This is a genomic window from Streptomyces sp. Ncost-T10-10d (assembly GCF_900091955.1).
Lineage (GTDB): Bacteria > Actinomycetota > Actinomycetes > Streptomycetales > Streptomycetaceae > Streptomyces.
The window spans coordinates 1-26206 of sequence record NZ_FMDF01000149.1; the positions used below are offsets into that span (position 1 = coordinate 1).

Genomic DNA, 26206 nt, shown 5'->3' on the forward strand with positions numbered 1-26206 from the left:
GAGCTGGAGCAGCGGCCGTCCGGGCGCGCGGTCGAGTCGAGGCCCGCGACGACATGAGCACGGGGAGTGCGGCGTGTGGGCACCGGCGCAGTCCGGTGGCCGCTCTGTCCCCAAATGCCGGAACGGCCTGAACCGGACTCGCCGGACGGACTCGAATCCGTCGCCTGACCAGGGCGTTCGCCCGGGTGGCGGGAGTGGCCGCGGGCGACACCATAGGATTGGGCCAAAACCACACACCAACCCCTGAGGATCGCTGCATGCCTGGCATCACGCGCGAGGAGGTCGCCCACCTCGCCCGGCTGGCGCGTCTGGAGCTGAAGGGCGAAGAGCTCGATCACTTCGCCGGTCAGCTCGACGACATCATCGGCGCGGTCGCCCGCGTCTCCGAGGTCGCCGACCAAGACGTACCGCCGACCTCCCACCCGCTGCCGCTGACCAACGTCATGCGCGCGGACGAGGTCCGTCCGTCGCTCACCCCCGAGCAGGCGCTCTCCGGCGCCCCGGCCCAGGAGCAGCAGCGTTTCAAGGTGCCGCAGATCCTGGGGGAGGACTAAAAGCCATGACGGACAACAGCACCATCATCAAGCTCACCGCCGCCGAGATCGCCGCGAAGATCACGTCCGGCGAGCTCACCGCCGTCGAGGTCACCGAGGCACACCTGGCCCGGATCGACGCGGTCGACGAGAAGGTCCACGCCTTCCTGCACATCGACCGCGAGGGCGCGCTCGCGCAGGCCCGTGCCGTCGACGCGAAGAAGGCGGCCGGTGAGAAGCTCGGTCCGCTGGCCGGTGTCCCGCTCGCGCTGAAGGACATCTTCACCACCGAGGGCATGCCGACCACCGTCGGCTCCAAGATCCTCGAAGGCTGGATCCCGCCGTACGACGCGACCCTCACCAAGAAGCTGAAGGCTGCCGACGTCGTCATCCTCGGCAAGACCAACATGGACGAGTTCGCCATGGGGTCCTCCACCGAGAACAGCGCCTACGGCCCGACCGGCAACCCGTGGGACCTCACCCGTATCCCGGGCGGCTCCGGCGGCGGCTCCTCGGCCGCGCTCGCGTCGTACGAGGCTCCGCTCGCCATCGGCACGGACACCGGCGGTTCCATCCGCCAGCCCGCAGCCGTCACCGGCACCGTCGGCGTCAAGCCCACCTACGGCGGCGTCTCCCGTTACGGCATGGTGGCGTTCTCCAGCTCCCTGGACCAGGGCGGGCCCTGCGCCCGTACCGTCCTGGACGCGGCCCTGCTGCACGAGGTGATCGCCGGGCACGACCCGATGGACTCGACGTCCATCGACGCCCCGGTCCCGCCGGTCGTCGAGGCCGCGCGCAACGGCAGCGTCGACGGCATGCGCATCGGTGTCGTCAAGCAGTTCGCCGGTGAGGGCTACCAGGCCGGCGTCGTCCAGCGCTTCAACGAGTCGGTCGAGCTGCTGAAGTCGCTCGGTGCCACGATCGTGGAGCTGGACTGCCCGTCGTTCGACCTGGCGCTGTCGGCGTACTACCTGATCGCCCCGTCCGAATGCTCCTCCAACCTGGCCCGCTTCGACGCCATGCGTTACGGCCTGCGGGTCGGCGACGACGGCACGCGGTCCGCCGAGGACGTCACCGCGCTCACCCGCGAGGCCGGCTTCGGCGACGAGGTCAAGCGCCGCGTCATCCTCGGTACGTACGCCCTCAGCTCCGGCTACTACGACGCGTACTACGGCTCGGCGCAGAAGGTCCGCACCCTCATCACCCAGGACTTCGAGAAGGCCTTCGAGCAGGTCGATGTGATCGTCTCCCCGACGACGCCCACCACCGCCTTCCCGATCGGCGAGCGCGCCGACGACCCGATGGCGATGTACCTCGCGGACCTGTGCACCATTCCGACCAACCTCGCCGGCAACTCCGCCATGTCGCTGCCCTGCGGCCTGGCCCCGGAGGACGGCCTGCCGGTCGGACTGCAGATCATCGCCCCCGCCATGAAGGACGACCGGCTGTACAAGGTCGGAGCCGCCGTCGAGGCCGCCTTCGTGGAAAAGTGGGGCCACCCGCTGCTGGAGGAGGCTCCGTCGCTGTGAGCGCACTGACCAAGGCCAAGGGCTTCAAGAAGTCCAAGACCGGTACGTACCTGTCCATCGGCACCACCGCTTTCGGGGCGCTCGGCGTCATCAAGCAGGCCAGGAAGGCCCGCTTCGAACACGACACGCTCCGACTGATCGACGCCGTTGTCTCCGCCGCCGCCATCGCCACTGGTGTCGCCCTGCTGCTGCGCGAACTCAAGCGCATCGGCGATGACGACGTACTGCTGGGCTGAGAGGGAAGTTTCACCGTGACTGTCACTGACCTGGTGTCGTACGAGGACGCGCTCGCGTCCTACGACCCCGTCATGGGCCTGGAGGTCCATGTCGAGCTCGGCACCAAGACCAAGATGTTCTGCGGCTGCTCGACCGAACTCAAGCAGGACGCCAACTCCCAGACCTGCCCGGTCTGTCTCGGCCTGCCCGGCGCACTGCCGGTCGTCAACGAGATCGGCGTCGAGTCAGCCATCAAGATCGGCCTCGCGCTGAACTGCGAGATCGCCGAGTGGTGCCGCTTTGCTCGGAAGAACTACTTCTATCCGGACATGCCGAAGAACTTCCAGACCTCCCAGTACGACGAGCCGATCGCCTACAACGGTTATCTGGACGTCCAGCTGGAGGACGGGGAGATCTTCCGGGTGCAGATCGAGCGCGCCCACATGGAGGAGGACACCGGCAAGTCGACCCACGTCGGCGGTGCCACCGGCCGTATCCAGGGCGCGTCCCACTCCCTGCTCGACTACAACCGTGCGGGCATCCCGCTCATCGAGATCGTCACCAAGCCGATCGAGGGCGCGGGCGCACGTGCCCTCGAGGTCGCCAAGGCGTACGTCGCCGAGCTCCGCGAGCTCATCAAGGCGCTCGGTGTGTCGGAGGCCCGGATGGAGATGGGCCAGATGCGCTGCGACGTCAACCTGTCGCTGCGCCCCAACGGCACCGAGACGTTCGGTACGCGCTCCGAGACGAAGAACGTGAACTCGCTGCGTTCCGTCGAGCGCGCGGCCCGCTTCGAGATCCAGCGCCACGCCGCGGTGCTGAGCTCGGGCGGCACGGTCGTGCAGGAGACCCGGCACTTCCACGAGGAGGACGGCTCCACCACGGCCGGCCGCATCAAGGACAACGCCGAGGACTACCGCTACTTCCCCGAGCCCGACCTGGTGCCGGTCGCCCCGGCCCGCGAGTGGGTCGAGGAGCTCCGCAAGGGCCTCCCCGAGATGCCGCGGGTGCGCCGCAACCGGCTGAAGGAGGAGTGGGGCGTCTCCGAGCACGACATGCAGTCCATCCTCAACGCCGGTGCGGTCGACCTGATCGTCGCCACGACCGACGCGGGCGCCCCCTCGGACCAGGCCCGCAAGTGGTGGATGGGCGAGCTGGCCCGTAACGCCAACGAGACCGGCCGCGGCCTCGACGAGCTGCCGATCACCCCGGTGCAGGTCGCCAGGGTGGCCGAGCTCGTCACCTCGGGCGACCTCAACGACAAGCTGGCTCGCCAGGTCATCGAGGGCGTCCTCGCGGGCGAGGGCGACCCGGACACCGTCGTCGAGAAGCGCGGCCTGAAGGTCGTCTCCGACGAGGGCGCGCTGGGCGCTGCCGTGGACGAGGCCATCGCCGCCAACGCGGCCATCGCGGACAAGATCCGCGGCGGCAAGGTCGCGGCGGCGGGCGCGCTCGTCGGCGCGGTCATGAAGGCCACCCGCGGCCAGGCGGACGCGGCCCGTGTGCGCGAGCTGATCCTGGAGAAGCTCGGCGTCGAGGGCTGATCCCGTCCCCTGCGTGGGCGGTTTCCGCACGTCCCTGAAGGGGTGGTGCACCCGTGAGCCGGGTGCACCGCCCCTTCACCCATCCGGAGAGTCAGTCCGCTGAACACCGTCACTGCCGAGATCGTCTCCGTCGTCCTCCTGCTCGGCGTGCTGGCCTTCGCCGTCGTACGCCCCCGGGGGCTGCCGGAGGCGACCGTTGCCGTGCCCGTGGCCGTGCTGGTGACCGTGGCCGGTGCGGTCCCGTGGCCGGAAGCCCGCGCACAGGTGGGCAGCCTGCTGCCGGTCGTCGGATTCCTCGCGGCGATTCTGGTCCTGGCCCAGCTCTGTGCGGACGAGGGGCTGTTCACGGCCGCCGGTGATCTGGTCGCCCGGGCCTGCGGCGGACGGACCGGTCCCCTGCTCGGCGGGGTCTTCGTCGTGGCCTCCGTGATCACCGCTGTGCTCAGCCTGGACGCGACCGTGGTCCTGCTGACCCCCGTCGTCCTCGCCACAGCCGCCCGCGTCGGCGCCCGCCCCCGCCCGTACGTCTACGCCTGTGCGCACCTGGCCAACTCGGCGTCCCTGCTGCTGCCGGTCTCCAATCTCACCAACCTCCTGGCGTTCACCGCGAGCGGCCTCTCCTTCACCCGCTTCGCCGCGCTGATGACCCTGCCGTGGCTGGCCGCCATCGCCGTCGAGTACGCCGTGTTCCGCCGGGTCTTCGCCGCCGATCTGGCAGCGGGTGCGTATCCGTCGAGGCCGCGGGAGGACCGTCCGGGCATCCCCGTTTTCACGCTCGTCGTCCTTGCCCTGACCCTGGGCGGATTCGTCGTCACCTCGTTCGCGGGTGCGGAACCGCTGTGGGCGGCGCTGGCGGGTGCCGGGGTGCTGGCCGTCCGTGCGCTGGCGAAGCGCGAGACCACCGTCAGGGGCCTCGTCCGCTCCGCCAACCCGCTGTTCTGCCTGTTCGTACTGGCGCTGGGCGTCGTGGTCAAGGCCGTGGTCGACAACGGCCTCGGTGCGGGGATCGACACCCTCCTGCCGGGCGGCTCGTCGCTTCCCGCGCTGCTTGCAGTGGCCGCGGTGGCGGCCGTGCTCGCCAACCTGATCAACAACCTGCCCGCGATCCTCGCTCTGCTCCCGGTCGTCGCGGCCGCGGGTCCCGGCCCGCTGCTTGCCGCACTGATCGGCGTGAACCTCGGCCCGAACCTCACGTACGTCGGCTCGCTCGCCACCCTGCTCTGGCGCCGCATCCTGCACAGCCACGGTGCCGCGCCCGACCTCGGCCACTTCACCCGGCTGGGGCTGCTGACCGTACCGGCGACGCTGGCCGTGTCGACGGTCGCGCTGTGGGGTGCGCTGCAGCTGATCGGGGTGTGATCGGGTGCGGGGCGCGGTTGGACTTTCCCGGCCGACCTGTTGGACGTTCACCACCGAGCCGTACGAAATCCTTCCCGGCGCCACCTGGCTTGATTAGTTTCCGGGCTGAACGACATGACTCGGGAGGCTCACTTGACCACGGACATTTCACGGCGACGGCTCTTCGCGCTCGGCGGCGGTGCACTCGGCGTCGCGGCTGCGGGGTCACTGCTTCCGCCGTCGCTGCAGGCCGCGATTGCCGCGCAGCCGGAACATTCGGCGGGGTCCGGTGGCGGTGACGGGCTCGGAGCCATCAAGCATGTGGTGATCCTGATGCAGGAGAATCGTTCCTTCGACCATTACTTCGGGACGCTCCGAGGAGTGCGCGGCTTCGGCGACCGCAACGCCGTCGAACTGCCCTCCGGCAAGCCCGTCTTCGAGCAGCCCGCCCCGCTGGGCACCTCGGTGCTGCCGTTCCCGGTGCGGGACGCCGCCGAGACGCAGAAGAAGGACCTCCAGTACATCGGCGCGCTCGACCATTCCTGGAGCGGTGGCGGGAAGGCCTGGGCCGGGGGTGGATGAACGGCTGGGTGACCGCGAAGACGGCCGCCACCATGGCGTACTACGACCGCCGTGACATCCCGCTGCACTACGAACTGGCCGACACCTTCACGGTCTGCGACGCCTACCACTCCTCCATCCACACCTCGACCAGCCCCAACCGCAACCACCTGTGGAGCGGGAAGACGGGCAACGAGGCGAACGGCAAGCGGGCCGTCGGGAACGACGCGTACAACGAGGGCACGCACCCCGGGTACGACTGGGGCACGTACGCGGAGCGGCTGGAGAAGGCCGGGCGCAGCTGGCGCACGTACACCGAGTGGGAGAACTTCACCGACAACCAGATCGAGTTCTTCGCCACCTTCAAGGCGATCGCCCGCAAGGCGCTGGCGAAGACCGGCGGCCATACGTACATGGAGTCGTTCTACTCGGCGGTACGGGACGCGGACGCCACGGAGCGGGAGCAGCTGTTCGCTCTGCTCGAAGAGGGCGTCGCCACCCTGGACAAGGCCGAACGCAGCCTCTTCGAGCGTGCATTGCGCCGGGTGGAGACCGGAACGCTGGCCGATGAGTTCGCCAAGGACGTGGCGGCGGGCACGCTGCCCGAGGTCTCCTATCTGGTGCCGTCGGCCGTCGACTCCGAGCACCCGAGCGTCTCCTCGCCGATCCACAGCGCGACGATCGTCTACAAGATCCTGGACGCGCTGGGCAAGCACCCCGATGTGTGGCGGCACACCGCTGTCCTCATCAACTACGACGAGAACGACGGCTTCTTCGACCACGTGCCGCCGCCGGTCGCGCCGCCCGAGGTGGCCGAGGAACAGTGGGAGGGCAAGCCCACCGGTCTCGGGATCCGGGTGCCGCTGCTCGTCGTGTCGCCGTGGACCGTGGGCGGCTACGTCTGCTCCGAGGTCTTCGACCACACCTCCGTGATCCGCTTCCTGGAGCGCTGGACCGGCGTGAAGGAACCGAACATCAGCGACTGGCGGCGCACCGTCACCGGCGATCTGACCTCGGCCTTCGACTTCAAGCGCGCGCGGCGCCGGCCCGAGGTCGAGCAGCCCGCCGCCATCCCGCCGTTCAGCGGACGCTGGGCGCCGAAGCCGCCGCTCGTGCAGCACATGCCCGTACAGGAGCCCGGAGCCCGCCCGGCCCGCGCGCTGCCGTACCAGCCGGACGCCCAGGCGAAGCTGGTGGACGGGGCGGTGCAGGTGGCCCTGAGCAACACGGGGCGCTCGTCGGCGCACTTCGCGCTGTATCCGTACGCCGGGGAGTTCCCCGTACCGCAGCACCGGGATGTGAGGGGCACGGCGCGATGGACGGTGCCCCTCGCCGGTGCGGCGTACCGGTTCACGGTGACCGGGCCGAACGGCTTCCGGCGCGAGTTCGCCGGGCCCGCGAAGGACGGCGTTTCGGCCGGGGCCGAGGTCGCCTCGCGGGTCGACGCGCACGAGCGGGATCTGCATCTCACCCTGCGCAACACGGGGCGGACGACGCTCACCTTCACCGTGCGGCCGTTGGGGTACGTCGACGAGGCGGACCTGCGGGACTGGACCAGGACCGTCAAGGTCAAGCCGGGACGCAGCCGTACGGTCGTGCACTCGGCGGCCGACGCACACGGCTGGTACGACCTGTCCGTCACCGTCGACGGGGACGATGTCTTCCGGCGACGGCTGATGGGGCACATCGAGAACGGCCGGGCGAGCGTCTCCGGCTGACGGGCCGTCCGGCAGGCCTCCGTACGGGGGTTCGGCGTCCACCGGAACCGCCGCGGCGCGGCATGCGTTTCCTTGATCATGACTGAACTGATCGGGAAATGGGCCGGAGTCACGGCGGGCGCCGCTCCCGAGGAGGCGGACCCCGTCGTCCTGGAGTGCGCCCGCCTGCTCGCCGCCGAACCGGACGGCGAGCAGGCGGTCCTGCTGACCTTCGGTCTGGTGAACATGGCGCGGTACGTCCTCGGGCGACGCGGCGCCGGCGTCGAGCGGGTCGTGGTGGACGCGCTCGGCGCCGCCGCCGAGGCCATGGACGAGCAGTGTCTTCAGGCCGGCGGGTGCGGGCACGCGGCCCATCCGTACACCGACAGCCTGGAGGAGTGGGACACGGACGCGGACGCGCTGCTCGACGCGCCGGACGTCCAGGTTCCGCTCGCTGCGTGGGACGAGGCCGAGGTCTGCCCCCACAACGCCGCCGGATGGGCTCGGACGGCCGCCGATGTGATCCTGCCAGGCAGCACGGACGGCATCCCCGAGATCGTCCCCGAAAGCCATCAGAGATACATCCGCAGCCTGGGCAGTGTGCTCAACGACTATCCGAACGGTGATCCGTTCTGGGACCTGGAGATCCACGCCGGACCGCCCAGCGGTCTCTCCCGGGCCGCTCTCGCCGGCTATGTCGTCGTCGCCCATGCGAACTGCTGGTACGCGGGGTCGGGCCGGATCAGACGGCGGTCGCTGCTCGACGACATGATCGAGGGCCTGGAGTCCGTACTGCCGCTGCTGCCGGACGAGGCCTGCGCGCACGAGGACGGCGAGCACCCGGCACTGCACTCCGGCAGCGACCAGCAGGCCGCCGAGGGCATCCACCTGCAGAGTCCCGGCGGCCGGACCGTCCTGCGCGAGGAACACGAGGACGGTCACGGGGCCTCGCTGGAGGCATGGACGTGCACCACCTTCCTGCGCGCCCTCGCCGTCGAGGCCCGCGACCATCTGCGCGAAGCGGTCGACAGACTCTTCGGCACCCGGGAGACAGCACATCTGGACCCGGTGTATCTGCGCCCCGACGGCCGGCTCGACATCAAACCGCTGAGCGAGCGGCATGTCCCGTTCAAGGACGAGACGGCCTCCGAGGAGGCGGCGCTCTGGGCCGCCCGGCGGTACGAGCAGCTCGGCCCCGACGGACCCGCGCTCGACCGGACCGTCCTGCTGCTCCTGATGGGCACGGCGGCCGATTCCCTGCAGCTGTCGTACGGAATCGCCCGCGAGATCCTCGGAATCCTCCGTACCGCTGCCGCCACCCTGCCCGGCGGCGCATGCGCCCACGCGGACGGCCATGCGCCCGGCCATGAGCGCACGTCCGACCGCTTGGCACGCATCGCGCACCTCTACGCCCCCGACGCATGCCCCGCCCTTGGCCCGGACTCCGGCCAGGGCTTCGGGAGCGAGGTGCTGACCTGCCCCGTCCATCTGGCGGAGGCCGTGGCGAAGGGAATCGCGGAGATCGAGGAGCAGTTCGAGGAAGAACTGGAGGCGGCGGAACGACTGACCGAGTGAGATGGCCTGAGGTCGCTGCGACTTGGGGGCCACGGAAATTCCTGCGGCCATTGTGAGTAAGGCCACGAAAGCGACAAATGATCACCTTCGGCTGCCAGAGTGGCGGTTCTCAGGTCATGTGTTCTTTGCGGGTAATTCATGTTTTGTCCCGGTAAAGATCCGCGAACCCTCAGGGAGCACGTCCGTTGGCCGCCATTGCCCGCTGGTGCATCAGGCACCGCCTCGTCGCCGTCCTCATCTGGCTCCTCGCCCTCGGCGGCGCAGCCACCGCGGCGGGCTTCGCGGGTTCTGCCTACTCCAACGACTACGACGTGCCCGGTACGGAGTCCGGCCGGGCCGCCGAGCTTCTCAAGAGCGGTTTCACGGACCTCGGCGGTGACACGGACACCATCGTCTGGCACACCACCGACTCCACCGTGCGGGCCGCCGATGTCCGCCAGACGATGACCCGGACCCTGCACGCGGTCGAGGAACTGCCCGGGGTCGGCGCAGTCACCGGACCGTACGGGGCGTCAGGCGCCGGGCAGATCAGCGAGGACGGACACACCGCCTACGCCACGATCACCTTCGACCAGCAGTCCGACGACATCCCGGTGCAGCAGGCCCGGGCGGTCGTCGACACAGCGAAGGCTGCCGCCGGCGACCACCTCCAGGTGGAACTGGGCGGCTCTGCCATCGCCCTCACCGAGGCGCCGTCCGTCCACTTCAGCGAGGCCATCGGGGTCGTCGTCGCAGCCGTCGTCCTGTTCCTCGCCTTCGGCTCGCTCGGCGCCAGCATGCTGCCCATCGCCACTGCTCTCGTCTCCGTCGGCACGGCGTACGCGGGCATCGTGCTGCTGGGCCATGTGATGACCGTCGCCGACTTCGCCCCCATGCTGGGCATGCTGATAGGGCTCGGCGTCGGCATCGACTACGCGTTGTTCATCGTCACCCGGCACCGCACAGGACTGCGCACAGGCATGACCGTCGCCGAGGCGGCGCAGAACGCCGTCGCGACGACCGGGCGGGCCGTCGTCTTCGCCGGAGCCACCGTCTGCACAGCGCTGCTCGGCATGCTGATCCTGCGGCTCGGGTTCCTCAACGGCGTGGCGATCGCCGCCTCGCTCACCGTCGTCCTGACCGTGGCCGCCTCCGTGACCCTGCTGCCTGCCCTGCTGTCCTTCATCGGCGTGCGGGCGCTGAGCCGGCGCGAGCGCAGAAGGCTCGCAGAGCGCGGACCGCAGCCCGAACTGCCCACCGGCTTCGCCGCCCGCTGGTCCGCGTTCGTCGAACGCCACCCCAAGCTGCTCGGGGCGTTCGCCGCCGTGGTGATGCTGGTCCTCGCGCTGCCCACGTTCTCCCTGCACCTGGGCACCTCCGACCAGGGCAACAACGCCTCCTCGTCGACCGCCCGGCAGGCGTACGACCTGCTGGCCGACGGATTCGGACCGGGCGTCAACGGCCCGCTGACGATCGCCGCACAGCTCGACGGCGCGGACGACCGGCTGGCGATGGACGGCCTGCCGGACGCCCTGCGAGCCACCGACGGCGTGGCCTCGGTCGGCCCGGTCACGTACAACAACAGTGGCAGTGCGGCCTTCATCACCGTTGTGCCGAAGTCGTCACCGCAGTCGCAGGAGACCAACACGCTCGTCGGCCGGCTGCGTACGGACGTCCTCCCGCAGGCCGAGGCGAACACCTCGCTGCGGGCCCATGTGGGCGGGATGACGGCCGGCTACGACGACTTCGCCCGGATCATCATCGGCAAACTCCCGCTCTTCATCGGCGTCGTCATAGGGCTCGGCTGTCTGCTCCTGCTGATGGCCTTCCGGTCGATCGGCATTCCGCTGAAGGCCGCCGTGATGAATGTGGCGGCCGTCGCCTCCTCGTTCGGAATCGTCGTCGCGATCTTCCAGTGGGGGTGGGGGAGCGAGCTGCTGGGGCTGGGCAGCTCGGGTCCCATCGAACCGTTCCTGCCGGTCATCATGGTGTCTGTACTCTTCGGGCTCTCCATGGACTACCAGGTGTTCCTGGTCGGGCGGATGCACGAGGAGTGGCTGGAGACCGGTGACAACCGGCGGGCGGTACGAGTCGGCCTCGCCGAGACCAGCCGCGTGATCAACTCCGCGGCCGTGATCATGATTTCGGTCTTCCTCGCCTTCGTCCTCAGCGGGGACCGGGTCATCGCCATGTTCGGAATCGCGCTCGCCGCGGCGGTCGCCCTCGACGCCTTCGTTCTCCGTACGCTGCTGGTCCCGTCCCTGATGCATCTGCTGGGCGGAGCGAACTGGTGGCTGCCGCGCTGGCTGGACCGGCGGCTGCCGCGGATCAGCATCGAGCCTCCCGAGTGCCGCGTGCCGTATGGGAAAATCCCGCAGACAGCGAAACCGGTGGAACCGGTGGGAACCGCGCAGGCAGTGCAAACGGTGGAATCGGTTCGAGAAGGAGCATGATGTTCGCGATATCCCTGGGCGACGACGGAGCGGAACTGCGGCCGCTGGAGATCTGGCGGGCGGCGGAATTCCTCGCCCATATGGACCGGGCACGCGAGATCGTCGACCCCTGGATCCCCCTCGCCTCGTTCGCCACCGACCTGGACTCGGCGCGTGCCCTGCTCCGGCAGTACGCGGAGAAGCAGGCGGCCGACACGGGGCGCCTCTACGGCATCTGGCTGGACGGCACGCTCGTCGGCGGTGTCCTGTTCCGGATCTTCGACACGGAATCCGGGAACTGCGAGGTCGGCTGCTGGCTGGAGCCGGCGGGGGAGGGGCGTGGCCTGGTCACCCGGGCGACACGGAAGCTGATCGACTGGGCGGTGTACGAGCGCGGCATGCACCGCGTGGAGTGGCGCGCGTCCGCCGCGAACACCCGAAGCATCGCTGTGGCCAAGCGGCTCGGTATGACACGCGACGGGGTGCTGCGCGAGAACTACCTGTACCGCGGCGAGCGGCACGACTCGGAGATCTGGTCCGTACTGGCCCGGGAGTGGCGCGCGCAGAAGGCCTGAGGCCGGGGCAGGGGGCCGGCCGGCGGCGCGCGTTAAGAGGGTTCTCATCCGGGCCGCCTACCGTGCGGGACATGAACCCCGGAACTCCCAAGAACCCCACCACTCCCACCGGCCCTGCCGCTCCCGCTGTTCTCGACGCCGAGGAGACCGCGGCCGAGGAGAACACCGCCAAGGACGCGGCGTACAGCCTCGACAAGGGGGCGGCCGAAGCCGAGGGAGAGCCCGCGGTGGCCGACGGCGCCGGAGCGGGTTCCGCGCCGGACCCCGCCCAGGACCTCGATGCGGATGCCGTCTTCAAGGACTCCGACGACGACTCCGACTTCACGGACCCCGACTTCGACGACTCCGGCAAGGAGTCGTCCGGCCTCGCATCGGCCGCCGCGGCCGTGGCCGCCACCGGTCTCGGTGTCGTCGCGCTGAGCGGGTCATGGACCGGCAAGGTCGCCGCCGAGCGCGAGACCCTGATCGGGCAGATCAAGACCTCGGGCGGTGGCACCGCGGCCCAGCAGATCTCGGAGATCTACGGCGACGCCTGGCACTCCACCGCGCTGGTCAACGGCCTCTTCGCACTGCTCGCCCTGCTGGTCGGCGTCTTCGCCCTGGTCCGCCCTGCCTTCGGCGCACCCTCCCCGCACCCGCAGCCCGGCTGGGTGCGTGCCGTAGCGACCGCCGGCATCGCGCTCGGTGTCCTCGGCCTGGTGATATCCGCCGGCATGTACTTCGACCTCATCGTCGCTCTGCCGACCGCGGGCATCACCAAGTGAGTACGTACCGTCCTAAGGCCGTCTAAGGCATCCGCCAGGGCGGCCCCGGCCGTGTGCGGCAGTGTCCGCACCCGGCTAAGGCCCCCCGCCCCGCGAAGATGCGGAACTCGCCCGATGTGGCGACACCCCCTGGGAGACGACAGTGGGGGCACGGCAGAAGCACTGCCGCCCCCCAGGCCCCAACGGGCCGTCGTCCTCCGGGAGAAGCACATGTACACGCTCGAACTCCACAAGATGAACGCGATCGAACTGCGGCGCCGTGCCGAGCAGGAGCGGCTTGTCGGGGAGGCCCGTCGGGCCCGCCGCGCCACCCGCAGGGCCGCCCGGGAATCCGTACACAAGGAGGCCGAGGGGCCGGTGAGTACGGACCGGAACCGGTTCGCCCACGCCGCGTAGCAGGTGTGTGACGGCTTCGCGATGCCGGACGACCCGATTCCGGGGCCTGCACCCTCGGACCCATGTGCGATGCTCAGCGACGTGGAGACCAGGTCCGTCAGTCCCGTGTTCGTCGGCCGCGCAGGCGAATTCGCCTCGCTCGTCGATGCGCTCACCCGCGCCACCGCAGAGGACACCGGCCGGGCCGACCGCCCCGGCGGCGAGCCGCAGGCGCTGCTCATCGGTGGCGAGGCGGGCGTCGGCAAGACCCGGCTGGTCGAGGAGTTCCTCGCGGCGGCGGTGCGCCGCGAGGCCGTCGTCGCCGTCGGCGGCTGCGTCGAGGTCGGTGCCGATGGCCTGCCCTACGCCCCGTTCTCCACCGCCCTGCGCGCCCTGCGCCGCACCCTGCCCGACGAGATGGCCGCCGCCTGCGCCGGGCAGGAGGGCGAACTGGCCCGGCTGCTCCCCGAACTCGGCGAGGCCGACCGGGACGCCACCGACGAGCACAGCACCGCCCGCCTCTTCGAACTCACCGCCAGACTCCTGGAGCGCATCTCGGCGCAGCGCGCGGTCGTCCTCGTACTGGAGGACCTGCACTGGGCCGATGCCTCCACCCGGCATCTCCTCGCCTATCTCTTCCGCACCGTCCGCAGCGGCCGCCTCGTCGTGATCGGCACCTACCGCTCCGACGACATCCACCGCCGACACCCCCTGCGCCCCCTCCTCGCCGAACTGGACCGGCTGCGTACCGTCCGCCGGATCGAACTCGCCCGCTTCAACCGCACCGAGGTCCGCCGCCAGCTCACCGGCATCCTTGCCGCCGCCCCCGAGCCGGCCCTGGTGGACGAGATCTTCGAACGCTCCGACGGCAACGCCTTCTTCGTCGAGGAACTCGCCTGCAGCCTGGAGAGCGGCGACCGCTCCCGACTCTCCGACTCGCTGCGCGATCTGCTGCTCGTCCGTGTCGAAGCGCTCCCCGAGGACGCGCAGAAGGTCGCCCGGATCGTGGCCGAGGGCGGTTCCACCGTCGAGTACGGACTGCTGGCCGCGGTCGCCGGCCTGGGCGAGGACGAGCTCATCGGGGCGCTGCGGGCGGCCGTCGGCGCCAACCTGCTGCTCACCACCCCGGAGGGCAACGGCTACCGCTTCCGTCACTCCCTGGTCCGCGAGGCCGTCAGCGACGATCTGCTGCCGGGCGAGCGCTCCCGGCTCAACCGGCGCTATGCGGAAGCCCTGGAGATCGATCCCACCCTCGTCCGCGCCGGTGAACGGGCCACCCGGATCGCCAGCTACTGGTACGGCGCACACGATGCCGCCAAGGCCCTGCCCGCCGTACTGAAGGCCTCGGTCGAGGCCCGCCGTCGCTACGCGTTCTCCGAGCAACTCCGCCTGCTGGAAAGGGCGATGGAGCTGTGGGACGACGCCCCCGACGATGTGCGCCGCACCCTGCGCCCCATCGACTACGCCGAGAGCTACCCGGCCTGCGGCTGCGACCCCGACACCACCCCGCTGCGCTATCTCGACCTGATGGCCGAGGCGACCGTCGCCGCCCGGTTCGGCGGCGAACGCGAACGGGCCCTGGCCATCGCCAAGAAGGCCATGCGCGTCCTGGACGGTGAGGACGACCCGCTGCGCGCCGCCTGGTTCTGGGTCCAGCGCTCCCGGCTGATGCAGGACCTCACCCGTGGCGACGGATCGCAGGAACTGGCCACCGCCCAGGAACTCGTCCGCGGCCTGCCCCCGTCCGTCGTGCATGCCGATGTCCTGATGAGTGTGGCGGGCTGGGGCGCCCTGCACCGCCCGGGCGCCGAGACACTGCAAGCCGTCGACCGGGCCGTGGAGTACGCCCGGCTCGTCGGTGACGAGTACATCGAACTGCACGCCAGGCTCACCCGTGGCGGGCTCACCGCCGACGCGGGCAGTGTCGACGAGGGCATCGCCGAGATGTACGCGGTCCGCGACCGCGCCGATGAACTGCACCTGGTCGGCATCATGAGCCGGGCCGGCATCAACCTCCCCTCCACTCTCGAATCCATGGGCCGCTCCCTGGAGGCCGTGGCCGCCGCGGACCACGGCATCGACATCAGCCGCAGCCACGGCATCGCCGACATGGAGGCATGGGTCCGCTGCAACCAGGCGACCTCGCTCTTCTCCCTCGGCCACTGGGACGAGAGCCGCGCGACCACCGACGCGGCGGCCCGTGCCGCCCAGTCCAGCAAGGCGCGAGGGCTCGTCGCCTCACGCCGTACCGAACTGGCCCTCGCCCAGGGCGACCTGGCCGAGGCCGAGATTCAACTCGCCCTGACCCGAAGCTGCTTCGGCTCCCGCGACCCGCAGCCCCAGCACCTCATCAACGTCGTACGCCATGCCATGATCCTCGCCGTGCAGCAGGGGCGGCTCCCCGAGGCGCGGGCCGCCTTCGAGGCGCAGGCGGAGCAGGGCTTCCCGCCCGGCACCCAGCGCTACGCCCTGCCGCTGCTCCATGTCGCCGCCGCTGCCGAGGCCGACGCCCGGGGTCTGCCCGCCGCCGAACCCGGCCGGCCGGCGATCCTCGCCGGCATCCGGACCCACCTGAAGCGGCTGCCGACGCTCATTCCCATCTGGGCCGCCCACGGTCTCCTGGTCGACGCCGAACTGGCCAGGGCCGAAGGCCTCGACACCCCCGACCACTGGTCCCGCGCCGCCGCCGCCTTCGCCCCCCTGCACCGCCCGTACGAGCTGGCACAGATCCGCCACCGCTGGGCCGAGGCCCTGCTGATCGCCGCAGGCGACCGGTCCGCGGCCACCACCCTGCTGCGCGAGGCCCACCGCACCGCCGGGCGACTCGGCGCGCGCCCGTTGACCGAGACCATCGAGCTGCTGGCCGGACGCGCCCGCATCACCCTCACCACCTCCGACCGGTCCCCGGCCCACGGCACCGCTCAAGAGATACCGGTCGCCGTCACCGTCCCCGCCCAGGACGGCACCACCGACGCTGCGGCGGACCCGGAGCAGACCGAGGACCACCTGCGCGAGGCGGCAGCAGCGGCGGTGGAGTCGTTCGGGCTGACGCGACGCGAACAGGATGTGCACCGTCTCGTCGCGGCCGGTCACACCAACCGCAGGATCGCCGAGGAGCTCTTCATCTCACCCAAGACCGCGAGCGTGCACGTCTCCAACATTCTCGCCAAGCTCGGCGTCTCCAGCCGCGGTGAGGCGGCCGCCCTGGCCCACCGGCTCCGCCTTTACCCGGCCCGGAACGCTTCCTGATACCGGGGGCATCCGGCCCCGCCTACGGTCGCGCGTCCGGACCGGCCCCCTGAGCGTCCGGGGTATCGGTATCCGGCCCGGACGTCTCATCGGAGTCGTCCGCTGCCTGGTCAGGGTCCGGTATCGCGTCTGTCGCGCCACGGTCCGCCCCAGGACCTTCGCCGGTACCGGACGCCCTGACGATCACCTTTCCGGAGGCCAGGTCTATGGGCCCGCGCCCGGGGTCGCCGACACCGAGATCCACCCGGGTCAGCTCCAGCCGCTTCTGCTCCTCGGCGGCATGCTTACGCCCCGGCGCGAAGAGTTCCTCGAAGAAGTTGAACACCGGTCGCACGCCCTTTCACCTGCTGTAGCAGCTACCGGACCTTCAGCACCAGGATTCTGTCGTCTCCCGGTTTCGGGGTGCCACGGGTGTCCGTATTGCTCGTGACCAGCCAGAGTTTGTCGCCGCCCGCGGCGAGCACCGTGCGCAGACGCCCGTACTTCCCCTTCAGGAACGACTGCGGGGCCGCCAGAGATTCCTTGCCGGACAGCGGAATCCTCCAGAGCCGCTTACCGCGCAGGCCCGCCATCCAGATCGAACCCTTGGCGAAGGCGATCCCGCTCGGGGACGCCTCGGACGTCTTCCACTGTGCCACGGGATCGATGAACCCCGGCTTCCCCGCCTTGCCCTCGACCTCCGGCCAGCCATAATTCCCACCCGGCTCGATCCGGTTCAGCTCGTCCCAGGTGTCCTGCCCGAATTCGGACGCCCACAGCTGCTTCTGCCCGTCCCAGGCCAGCCCCTGCACATTACGGTGCCCGTACGAATACACCACGGAATCGGCCTCCGGATTGCCGTGCAGCGGCCGGCCGTCCGGGGTCATCCGCAGGATCTTGCCGGCCAGCGATTTCTTGTCCTGCGCGAGCCCGGTGTCCCCGGTCTCCCCGGTGCCCGCGTACAGCATGTGATCCGGGCCGAAGGCGATCCGCCCGCCGTTGTGGATCGAGCCCTTCGGGATGCCCCGCAGAATCGTGTCCGGTGCACCCAGTAGCCGGCCGGGCGTCGTGCCGTTCTCGTCGTACTGCATGCGCGCGATGCGGTTGTCGGACTCGGTCGTGAAGTACGCGTACACCAGATGGTCCGAACCGTACGTGGGGGAGACCGCGATCCCCAGCAGCCCTCCCTCCCCACCGGGCGACACCCCGGGCACGGCGCCCAGCAGGGTCTTCTTGCCGCTCTTCCCGTCGATCCGGGTGATCGTGCCCTTGTCGCGCGAGGAGACCAGCAGATCGCCGCCGGGCAGCTCCGCCAGCCCCCACGGCGAGTCGAGGCCCTCGGTGAGCGTGGAGACCACCTCGACCGAGCCCTTCGCCGGTGGCAGGGCCACCGAAGCGGACGGGGACGCGGCAGCGGAGGGGCGGGACGGCGTCGGCAGGTGTCCGACGCCCGCCGCACCGCCGGAACCGTCCCCCGAGGAACACCCCGCGGTCATCAGCAGCGTGCCCGCCGCCAGTACGGCCACCGTTGCGTGACGCATGCCTCGACGCCGCCCCCTACGACCCGCAAGGTCTCGTACAGATCCGAACAGAACACCGCGCACAGCACCGATCCCTTCGACGGCCGCCCGACTACTGTTCTTACACCGCAGCCCCGCCCCGGGTACCCGATGCCCGCCGGTTTTCTCGATCGGTGATCACGAATGCGGGGCCGGAGGTCAGTCCCACGACCCCCGCGCCGGGGGCAGCCGGGCGATCTCCACGAGATCCTGCGCGGTCAGCGTCAGCCCGGCCGCCCCCGCGTTCTCCACCGCCCACCGCTCCCGCTTGGTCCCCGGCACCGGCACCACATGCGGCCCCTGCCGCAGCACCCAGGCCAACGCCACCTGCGCCACAGTCGCCCCGTGCCGCTCCGCGATCCGCCGCAGCCCGACCACCACCGGCTGGTTCGCCGCCATCATCTCGGCCGTGAACCGCGGATGCCTGGCCCGCAGATCGTCGGGCTCGAAGCCCTGTCCCGGGGTCAGCGTGCCCGTCAGATAGCCGTTCCCCAGGGGCATCGCCGCAAGCAGCCCCACACCCCGCGCCGAGCACCACGGAAGCAACGACTCCAGCGCCTCCGGCGACCACACCGACAGCTCCGCCTGCACCGCGCTCACCGGGAAGACCTGTTGCACCCGATCCAGCTGACGGATCGTTTCGTCATACATTCGGGCACCCGGCCGGCGTGAAGCCCGCGCCCCGACCGCACAGAGCCCGAGCGCCCGCACCTTCCCGGCGGTCACCAGCTCCGCCATCGCACCCCAGGTCTCCTCGACCGGCACCTCGGGATCGGCCCGGTGCAGCTGGTACAGATCGATCACATCGGTCTGCAGCCGCCGCAGCGAGGCGTCACAGGCCCGCCGCACATAGCCGGGGCGGCCATTGGCGACGATGTGCTGATCGCCCACCAGCAGCCCGCACTTGGTGGAGACGAACGCATCGGACCTGCGGCCCTTCAGCGCCCGGCCCACCAGCAGCTCATTGGTGAAGGGGCCGTACATGTCGGCTGTGTCGAGCAGTTGGACGCCCGCGTCGAGCGCGGCGTGCACAGCACGCAACGCACGGTCACCGCGCTGCTGCGACGCGCTGTACGCCCAGCTCATCGGCATACAGCCAAGACCGACCGCACCCACGGCGAGCGCCGCCGCACCGAGACTCCTGCGCTCCAACTCCCCGAACCCTCCCTAAGGTCCCGTGACGACAGGACCTCGGCCCCGCCGTCACGGGACCACACCGCACCCCAAAGTAACCTCTGCCGGCCGCCGCCCCTCGCGCAGCCTCCCGAGGATTAGCCTCCTGACCATGACTTCGACGAAGACTCCCGACGTATGGATGCCGTTTCCCGCCGATGAGATCGAAGGACTCCCCGAGGGTCTCAACTACCACTTCTGGGACGGCGCGCAGGACTACCCGGCCGACCCGGCCCGCTGCGCCTTCTACGTCGTGCCCTACATGAAGGGTTCACAGATCGCGGTCCGACCGCTCGCCGACATGACACGGGTCCAGATCGTGCAGACGCTCTCCGCGGGCATCGACCATGTCGAGCCGGGGCTCGGTCTGCTGCCGGCCGGGGTGCGACTGTGCAATGCCAAGGGGGTCCACGAGGCGTCGACCGCGGAGCTCGCCCTCGCGCTGATCCTCGCTTCCCTGCGCGGCTTCCCCGGGTTCGTCCACGGTCAGGACAAGGAGGAGTGGCGGGCCGGCTTCTACCCCGCGCTCGCCGACAAGTCCGTGCTGATCGTGGGGTACGGATCGATCGGGGCCGCCATCGAGGACCGGCTCGCGCCCTTCGAGTGTGCGCGGGTGGCGCGCGTCGCGCGCTCTGCGCGGACAACTGCACGCGGCCCCGTACACACGCTCGACGACCTGCCCGCGCTCCTGCCCGAAGCCGACGTCGTCGTGCTGTCCACCCCGCTGAACCCGTCCACGCAAGGGCTGGTGGGCGCGGAGTTCCTCGCCGCGATGCCGGACGGGGCGCTGCTCGTGAACGTCGCACGGGGCGGCGTCGTCGACACCGAGTCGCTGCTGCTCGAACTGGAGTCCGGCCGGCTGCGCGCCGCCCTTGATGTCACCGACCCGGAACCGCTGCCCGCCGGCCATCCCCTCTGGCATGCTCCGAACGTCCTGATCACTCCGCATGTGGGCGGCAGCACCTCGGCGTTCCAGCCGCGCGCCCGGCGTCTGGTGGCCGGACAGCTGAGCCGTTTCGCCGCAGGGGAGCCGGTGCAGAACGTCGTACGTACCACCGGTTGACCACGCTGCGGGTCCGTGCGGCTGCGTACCGTTCCGACAAGTGCCCGATCGTCACGGAGAGTAGATAAACTATGTCCCTGAGTGACTGGTCTGGTGTATCGTCCCGAAAGGGGCGCTGAGCCGAGGAAGGGACTGCGCCGGGGAGGACGCAACACGCGAGGGGGCGACGGGCGATGCACGGCCGATGGGCGAACGATCCGGCACCGCAGGGCAGTCGACGGCGACAGGGGCCTGTTCCGGGTTTCCCGTCGTCCGCCCGCAGGGTGGGCGACGCGGCGCCCGGTGCGTGCGATCGCCGAGCGGAGAGCCGTCCTCGTACGGGACGCTCTTGGGCGAGTCCGACAACGCGGCAGGGGGGTTCCCCCTGCTTGAGCGAAACCGAGTGCTCGAGGGAGTGCGTGCCGGGCGTCGCGGCACTGACGGAAATCCCGGAACAGGCCCCAGCCGGGCGCCGGGCGCGTGCGCACCCGGCGGCGTCGGGTGCGCCCCGGTGAGCGCGCCGGCCGGCGCCCTCGGGGCGTTCCTCTCCCGGCGGTCCACCGTCGGCGGCGCGTCCGCACTGGTCCTGCAGGTCCTGGTCGGCCTCGTCTGTGGCGGTTACGCGGTGGGGGCGGCCCTCGGCTGGGGTTCTTCGGAACTGGCGCTCATCATGGGGGATTTCGGCCTCAGCGCCGCCGCGCTGGTCGCGGCGGTCTCCTGCTTCCTCTACGCGCGGACCGGCGGCGACCGGTTCCGGCCCGCCTGGCTGCTGTTCGCGCTCTCCTCGCTCATGGCCGCAGGGGGCAATGCGGTCTGGGGCTGGTACGAGGTCGTGCTCGGGCGCCCGGTGCCCAGCCCCTCCCTCGCCGATGTCTTCTACCTCTGCTTCGCGCCACCCGCCATCGTCGGGCTGCTCGTCCTCGCCAAACGCCCCGTCACCCGGGCCGGATGGTTCTGTCTCGCGCTGGACTCCTGGCTGATCGGCGGATCGCTCCTCACGCTCTCCTGGAGCCTCGCCCTCGCCCATACCGCGCATCTCGTGGACGCCGAGGGCGCGAGCGTGGCCCGCGCGGCGCTCGCGCTGGCCTATCCGCTGCTCGATATCGTGCTTGTCTCCATGGTCCTGGCCCTGCACTTCCGGCGGTCCAACGCCAACCGCTCCGCGGTGAACACCGCCGTTGCCGCACTCGCCCTGACGGTCCTGTCCGACGCCCTGTTCACCTCCCCCCTGCTGCGCCAGACCTACCACTCCGGCCAGTTGCTGGACGCGGGCTGGTTCGCCGGTTCCCTGCTCCTCGCGTACGCACCCTGGGGGGCGAACGGCGCAAGGGGCAACGCCTTCCCGCCCCAAGGCGCGCCGCGCTCCACCAGCCGGCCCATCGCGGGGTCGCTGGCCGCGCTGACGCCGTATCTCGCCGCCGCCGTCTGCACGCTCGGCATTCTCTACAGCGTCACCGAGGGGCGCCGGGTGGACCGCGTCGTGGTCTTCACCGGCTGCACGGTGGTGCTCGCCCTGGTCGTCCGGCAGGGCATCATGCTCGTCGACAACATCGCGCTCACCCAGGAGCTGGCACAGAAGGAGAACCACTTCCGCTCCCTGGTCCAGGGGTCCAGCGACGTCATCATGATCGCCGCCCCCACCGGCGTCCTGCGCTACGTCAGCCCCGCCGCCGCGGGGGTGTACGGGCGGGATGCCGACGACCTGGTCGGCGCCGAGCTCGCCTCGATCATCCACCCCGAGGACCTGGGGCGGGTGGTCCACGAGGTGCGCCGGTTCCTCGCCGCTTCTCCGCGGGAGGAGCCCACCACCCGGATCGAGTGCCGCTTCAGATCCGGTACGGGCGACTGGCTCAATGTCGAATCCACGGTCAACCGCCACCAGGGCGGGCTGATCCTCAACAGCCGCGATGTGACCGAACGGGTCCGGCTGCAGGCCCAGTTGCAGCACAACGCCGAGCACGACCCGCTCACCGACCTGCCCAACCGCGCCCTGTTCACCGAGCGGGTGCGCCAGGCCCTCGGCGGCCGCCGCTCCGGCGACCCCGGCACCGCCGTGCTCTTCATCGACCTCGATGGCTTCAAGGCGGTCAACGACCGCCTCGGCCACCAGGCGGGCGACGAGCTCCTCATCCAGGCCGCCCGCCGCCTCCATGAATCCGTACGGGCCGGTGACACCGCGGCCCGCCTCGGCGGTGACGAATTCGCGGCCATCATCCTCGGCGACGGCATCCGCGACCTGTCCGCCCGGGAATGTCAGGTCCACGAGATCGCCGACCGGCTGCGCCTCACCCTCTCCCAGCCGTACCGCATCGGCACCGGCGAGGTCCGGGTCGCAGCATCCATCGGGGTCGCCTTCGCCGAGCCCGGCATCTCTCCGAGCGACCTCATGCGCAATGCCGACCTCGCCATGTACCGCGCCAAGGCGGGAGGCAAGAACCGCGTCGAGCTGTACGCCCCGCAGATGCAGGCCGAAGTCGTACGCCGCTCCGAACTGGCGACCCGGCTGCGCACCGCTCTGCGCGACGGCGAGTTCGCCCTGCTCCACCAGCCCGTGGTGCATCTCGCCAGCGGCACCGTCGCCGCCGTCGCCGCCCAGGCCCGCTGGCGCTCCGCCCAGGGCATCCTGTTCACCCCGGCCGAATTCCTCCGCGTCGCCGAGGACAGCGACCGCACGGCCGAACTCGGCCGCTGGCTCCTCGAAGAGGCCGTCGAGCAGGCGGCCGACCGGGCCAGAGCCGGTCATCCGGTCTCCGTCGCCGTGCGGCTCTCCGCCCGCAGGCTCCTCGACAAGGGGATGCCGTTCGGCTCCGTCGAGGCGCTGCTCACCCGACACAGCCTGCCCTCCGGCGCCCTGATGATCGAGGTCGCCGACAGTGACCCCCGGATCTCCTTCGACGAACTCGAACAGCGTCTCGTCGCGCTGCGCCGGCTCGGTGTCCGCATCGCGCTCGACGGCTTCGGCAGTGGATACGCCGCGATCAATGCCCTGCGCCGGCTCCCCATCGACGTACTGAAACTGGACCGCGGTCTCGTCGAGGGTGTTGTGGAATCTGCCCGGCTGCACAAGATCACCAGCGGCCTCCTGCGCATCGCCTGCGACCTCGGCATGCAGTCCGTGGCCGATGGTGTCGACGTACCGGAGCAGGTCCTCGCACTGCGCGCCATGGGCTGTACGCACGGCCAGGGAATGGCCTTCTCCGGACCGCTCGACGAGTACCGGCTGCGCCGCGCCCTGGCCCGCGGCGAGTTCCCGGTGCCCGGCAGTGCCCCCGCCCAGCCGGTCCTGGCCGGCGGCTCGATCCCACTCCTCAGCGGCTCACATGTTGAGACGCCCGTCCCACCCACTTGACACGTTGTATGCGTCGGAGAGAGGGTCAATGCCATGCGCACCCGAATTCTCGTACTTGGAAAGCGCGTCGGCTGAAGCAGAGTCCCTCACTGACACTCTGCAGACCACACCGACGCGCTCCCCTCGCTTGCCTCACGGCACGAGGGGTTTTTTGTTGCACTGACTCCAGGCAAAACCTCGTAAAACACCCGCAAAAACCCTCAGCTTCGAGAAGAGAATGCCGATGACCGAGCAGGCCACCGGGGCCCACCATCCCCAGCCGCGGGCCCGTAACGGCGGATCGTCCGCCGCCACCGTTGAGCACGTCACGGGCGCGCAGTCCCTCATCCGGTCTCTCGAGGAGGTGGGGGCCGACACGGTATTCGGCATTCCCGGCGGTGCCATCCTTCCGGCGTACGACCCGATGATGGACTCCACCCGGGTCCGTCATGTGCTGGTCCGCCACGAGCAGGGCGCCGGACACGCCGCCACCGGCTACGCACAGGCCACCGGCAAGGTCGGCGTCTGCATGGCCACCTCCGGCCCCGGCGCCACCAACCTGGTCACGCCGATCGCCGACGCCCACATGGACTCCGTCCCGCTGGTCGCGATCACCGGTCAGGTCGCCTCCAAGGCCATCGGCACGGACGCCTTCCAGGAAGCCGACATCTGCGGCATCACGATGCCGGTCACCAAGCACAACTTCCTGGTCACCAAGGCCGAGGACATCCCGCACACCATCGCCGAGGCCTTCCACATCGCCTCCACCGGCCGTCCGGGTCCCGTCCTCGTCGACATCGCCAAGGACGCCCTGCAGGCGCAGACCACGTTCAGCTGGCCGCCCACCCAGGACCTGCCCGGCTACCGCCCGGTCACCAAGCCGCACGCCAAGCAGATCCGCGAAGCCGCCAAGCTGATCACTCAGGCCAAGCGCCCGGTGCTGTACGTCGGCGGCGGTGTCATCAAGGCGGGGGCCACCGCCGAACTGAAGGTCCTCGCAGAGCTCACCGGAGCGCCCGTCACCACCACACTGATGGCGCTCGGCGCATTCCCCGACAGCCACCCGCTGCACGTCGGAATGCCGGGCATGCACGGTGCGGTCACCGCCGTCACCGCGCTGCAGAAGGCCGACCTGATCGTCGCCCTCGGAGCCCGATTCGACGACCGCGTCACCGGCAAGCTGGACAGCTTCGCCCCGTACGCCAAGATCGTCCACGCCGACATCGACCCGGCCGAGATCGGCAAGAACCGTGCCGCGGACGTCCCGATCGTGGGCGATGCCCGCGAGGTCCTGGCCGACCTGGTCCAGGCCGTCCAGGCCGAGCACAACGACGGTCACGTCGGTGAGGCCGCCCGGACGGGATATTCAGCCTGGTGGAAGGACCTCAACCGCTGGCGTGACACCTACCCGCTCGGCTACGACCTGCCCGAGGACGGCAGCCTCTCGCCGCAGCAGGTCATCCAGCGCATCGGTCAGCTCGCCCCCGAGGGCACGATCTTCGCGGCGGGTGTCGGCCAGCACCAGATGTGGGCCTCGCACTTCATCCAGTACGAGCAGCCCGCCACCTGGCTGAACTCCGGCGGCGCCGGAACGATGGGTTACGCGGTCCCGGCCGCGATGGGCGCGAAGGCCGGCATGCCGGACCGTACGGTCTGGGCGATCGACGGCGACGGCTGCTTCCAGATGACCAACCAGGAACTCACCACCTGCGCGCTCAACAACATCCCGATCAAGGTCGCCATCATCAACAACGGGGCGCTCGGGATGGTCCGCCAGTGGCAGACCCTGTTCTACAACCAGCGGTACTCCAACACCGTGCTGCACTCCGGCGCCGACACCGAGGGCGTCCCGGCGAAGGGCACCCGCGTCCCGGACTTCGTCAAACTGTCCGAGGCCATGGGCTGCCACGCGATCCGCTGCGAGGACCCGGCCGACCTGGACAAGGTCATCGAAGAGGCCAACTCCATCAACGACCGCCCCGTCGTGATCGACTTCATCGTCCACGAGGACGCCATGGTGTGGCCGATGGTCGCCGCCGGCACCTCCAACGACGAGGTCATGGCCGCCCGTGGGGTCCGCCCCGACTTCGGCGACAACGAAGACGACTGAGAGACAGAGAGAGACCGACTCCATGTCCACCAAGCACACGCTCTCCGTCCTGGTCGAGAACAAGCCCGGTGTCCTCGCCCGGATCACCGCCCTGTTCTCCCGCCGCGGCTTCAACATCGACTCGCTCGCGGTCGGTACCACCGAACACCCCGACATCTCGCGCATCACCATCGTCGTCAATGTCGAGGACCTGCCTCTTGAGCAGGTGACCAAACAGCTCAACAAGCTGGTGAACGTCCTGAAGATCGTCGAACTCGAGCCGTCCGCTGCGATCCAGCGTGAGCTCGTCCTGGTGAAGGTCCGCGCCGACAACGAGACCCGCTCCCAGATCGTCGAGATCGTCCAGCTGTTCCGCGCCAAGACCGTGGACGTCTCCCCGGAGGCCGTCACGATCGAGGCGACCGGCGGCGCCGACAAGCTGGAGGCCATGCTCAAGATGCTGGAGCAGTACGGCATCAAGGAGCTGGTCCAGTCCGGCACCATCGCCATAGGGCGCGGCGCGCGCTCGATCACCGACCGTTCGCTGCGCGCCCTCGACCGTTCGGCCTAGGCACCGCCACTTCGCCGCTCGTATGGCGAGACCCGAAAACGTATCTGACGCACCCCGCCGTACGGTGGGACGCAACACCTGCACACCAAGGAGAGACC

18 protein-coding genes and 1 pseudogene are annotated in these 26206 nt (G+C 70.3%); 16 read left to right on the top strand and 3 right to left on the bottom strand.

Annotated elements, in window-relative coordinates; all coding sequences use genetic code 11:
* Positions 1 to 257 precede the first annotated feature (257 nt).
* The 12 genes and pseudogenes from gatC to GA0115254_RS26350 all read left to right on the top strand — a co-directional run bounded on the left by gatC (position 258) and on the right by GA0115254_RS26350 (position 16367).
* The gene (gatC, locus tag GA0115254_RS26295; protein WP_015036350.1) at positions 258 to 554 is read left to right on the top strand and encodes an Asp-tRNA(Asn)/Glu-tRNA(Gln) amidotransferase subunit GatC; all 297 of its coding nucleotides are present in this window, start codon (positions 258 to 260) and stop codon (positions 552 to 554) included.
* Positions 555 to 559: 5 nt separating this feature from the next.
* Positions 560 to 2062: an Asp-tRNA(Asn)/Glu-tRNA(Gln) amidotransferase subunit GatA gene (gene gatA, locus GA0115254_RS26300; RefSeq protein WP_093897777.1), complete on the top strand. Its 1503-nt coding sequence runs from the start codon at positions 560 to 562 to the stop codon at positions 2060 to 2062.
* Positions 2059 to 2298, top strand: a complete 240-nt coding sequence (locus GA0115254_RS26305) for a hypothetical protein (RefSeq protein WP_093897778.1) — start codon at positions 2059 to 2061, stop codon at positions 2296 to 2298. The genes gatA and GA0115254_RS26305 overlap by 4 nt, the downstream gene beginning before the upstream one ends.
* Before the next feature lie 15 nt (positions 2299 to 2313).
* Complete coding sequence (gatB, locus tag GA0115254_RS26310) at positions 2314 to 3822, top strand: Asp-tRNA(Asn)/Glu-tRNA(Gln) amidotransferase subunit GatB (RefSeq protein ID WP_093897779.1); 1509 nt, start codon at positions 2314 to 2316, stop codon at positions 3820 to 3822.
* Between the two features lie 81 nt (positions 3823 to 3903).
* Positions 3904 to 5181: an SLC13 family permease gene (locus GA0115254_RS26315; RefSeq protein ID WP_370740944.1), complete on the top strand. Its 1278-nt coding sequence runs from the start codon at positions 3904 to 3906 to the stop codon at positions 5179 to 5181.
* Between the two features lie 132 nt (positions 5182 to 5313).
* A pseudogene (locus tag GA0115254_RS26320) lies at positions 5314 to 7439 on the top strand (phosphocholine-specific phospholipase C).
* A 78-nt stretch (positions 7440 to 7517) separates the two neighbouring features.
* Positions 7518 to 8993, top strand: coding sequence for a hypothetical protein (locus GA0115254_RS26325; protein ID WP_093897781.1), 1476 nt, complete (start codon positions 7518 to 7520; stop codon positions 8991 to 8993).
* A 185-nt stretch (positions 8994 to 9178) separates the two neighbouring features.
* Entirely contained in the window at positions 9179 to 11425 is a 2247-nt protein-coding gene (locus GA0115254_RS26330; protein WP_093897782.1) for an MMPL family transporter, read from the top strand.
* Complete coding sequence (locus tag GA0115254_RS26335) at positions 11425 to 11979, top strand: GNAT family N-acetyltransferase (protein ID WP_093897783.1); 555 nt, start codon at positions 11425 to 11427, stop codon at positions 11977 to 11979. Before GA0115254_RS26330 ends, GA0115254_RS26335 begins: the two co-directional genes overlap by 1 nt.
* 71 nt (positions 11980 to 12050) lie before the next feature.
* Positions 12051 to 12743, top strand: a complete 693-nt coding sequence (locus GA0115254_RS26340; protein ID WP_093897784.1) for a hypothetical protein — start codon at positions 12051 to 12053, stop codon at positions 12741 to 12743.
* A 210-nt stretch (positions 12744 to 12953) separates the two neighbouring features.
* Positions 12954 to 13139: a hypothetical protein gene (locus tag GA0115254_RS26345; RefSeq protein WP_093897785.1), complete on the top strand. Its 186-nt coding sequence runs from the start codon at positions 12954 to 12956 to the stop codon at positions 13137 to 13139.
* Positions 13140 to 13208: 69 nt separating this feature from the next.
* Entirely contained in the window at positions 13209 to 16367 is a 3159-nt protein-coding gene (locus GA0115254_RS26350) for a helix-turn-helix transcriptional regulator (RefSeq protein ID WP_176740292.1), read from the top strand.
* A gap of 22 nt (positions 16368 to 16389) precedes the next feature.
* Here GA0115254_RS26350 and GA0115254_RS26355 read toward each other — a convergent pair whose 3' ends face one another.
* The 3 genes from GA0115254_RS26355 to GA0115254_RS26365 form a co-directional block, all read right to left on the bottom strand.
* Positions 16390 to 16692 (bottom strand): DUF6191 domain-containing protein, encoded by a 303-nt coding sequence (locus tag GA0115254_RS26355; RefSeq protein ID WP_256102786.1) that lies wholly within the window; start codon positions 16690 to 16692, stop codon positions 16390 to 16392.
* Positions 16693 to 16723: 31 nt separating this feature from the next.
* Positions 16724 to 17887: a PQQ-dependent sugar dehydrogenase gene (locus GA0115254_RS26360; RefSeq protein WP_176740293.1), complete on the bottom strand. Its 1164-nt coding sequence runs from the start codon at positions 17885 to 17887 to the stop codon at positions 16724 to 16726.
* A gap of 177 nt (positions 17888 to 18064) precedes the next feature.
* Positions 18065 to 19057, bottom strand: coding sequence for an aldo/keto reductase (locus GA0115254_RS26365; RefSeq protein ID WP_093897788.1), 993 nt, complete (start codon positions 19055 to 19057; stop codon positions 18065 to 18067).
* A gap of 133 nt (positions 19058 to 19190) precedes the next feature.
* On the opposite strand from GA0115254_RS26365, the gene GA0115254_RS26370 reads away from it, so the two are divergent.
* The 4 genes from GA0115254_RS26370 (at position 19191) to ilvN (ending at position 26108) form a co-directional block, all read left to right on the top strand.
* The gene (locus tag GA0115254_RS26370) at positions 19191 to 20141 is read left to right on the top strand and encodes a 2-hydroxyacid dehydrogenase (protein WP_093897789.1); all 951 of its coding nucleotides are present in this window, start codon (positions 19191 to 19193) and stop codon (positions 20139 to 20141) included.
* 490 nt (positions 20142 to 20631) lie between these two features.
* Positions 20632 to 23469: a putative bifunctional diguanylate cyclase/phosphodiesterase gene (locus tag GA0115254_RS26375; RefSeq protein ID WP_093897790.1), complete on the top strand. Its 2838-nt coding sequence runs from the start codon at positions 20632 to 20634 to the stop codon at positions 23467 to 23469.
* Positions 23470 to 23686: 217 nt separating this feature from the next.
* Positions 23687 to 25558, top strand: a complete 1872-nt coding sequence (locus tag GA0115254_RS26380) for an acetolactate synthase large subunit (protein WP_093897791.1) — start codon at positions 23687 to 23689, stop codon at positions 25556 to 25558.
* A 22-nt stretch (positions 25559 to 25580) separates the two neighbouring features.
* Positions 25581 to 26108 (top strand): acetolactate synthase small subunit, encoded by a 528-nt coding sequence (gene ilvN / locus GA0115254_RS26385; protein ID WP_018102507.1) that lies wholly within the window; start codon positions 25581 to 25583, stop codon positions 26106 to 26108.
* The last annotated feature ends 98 nt before the right edge of the window (positions 26109 to 26206 follow it).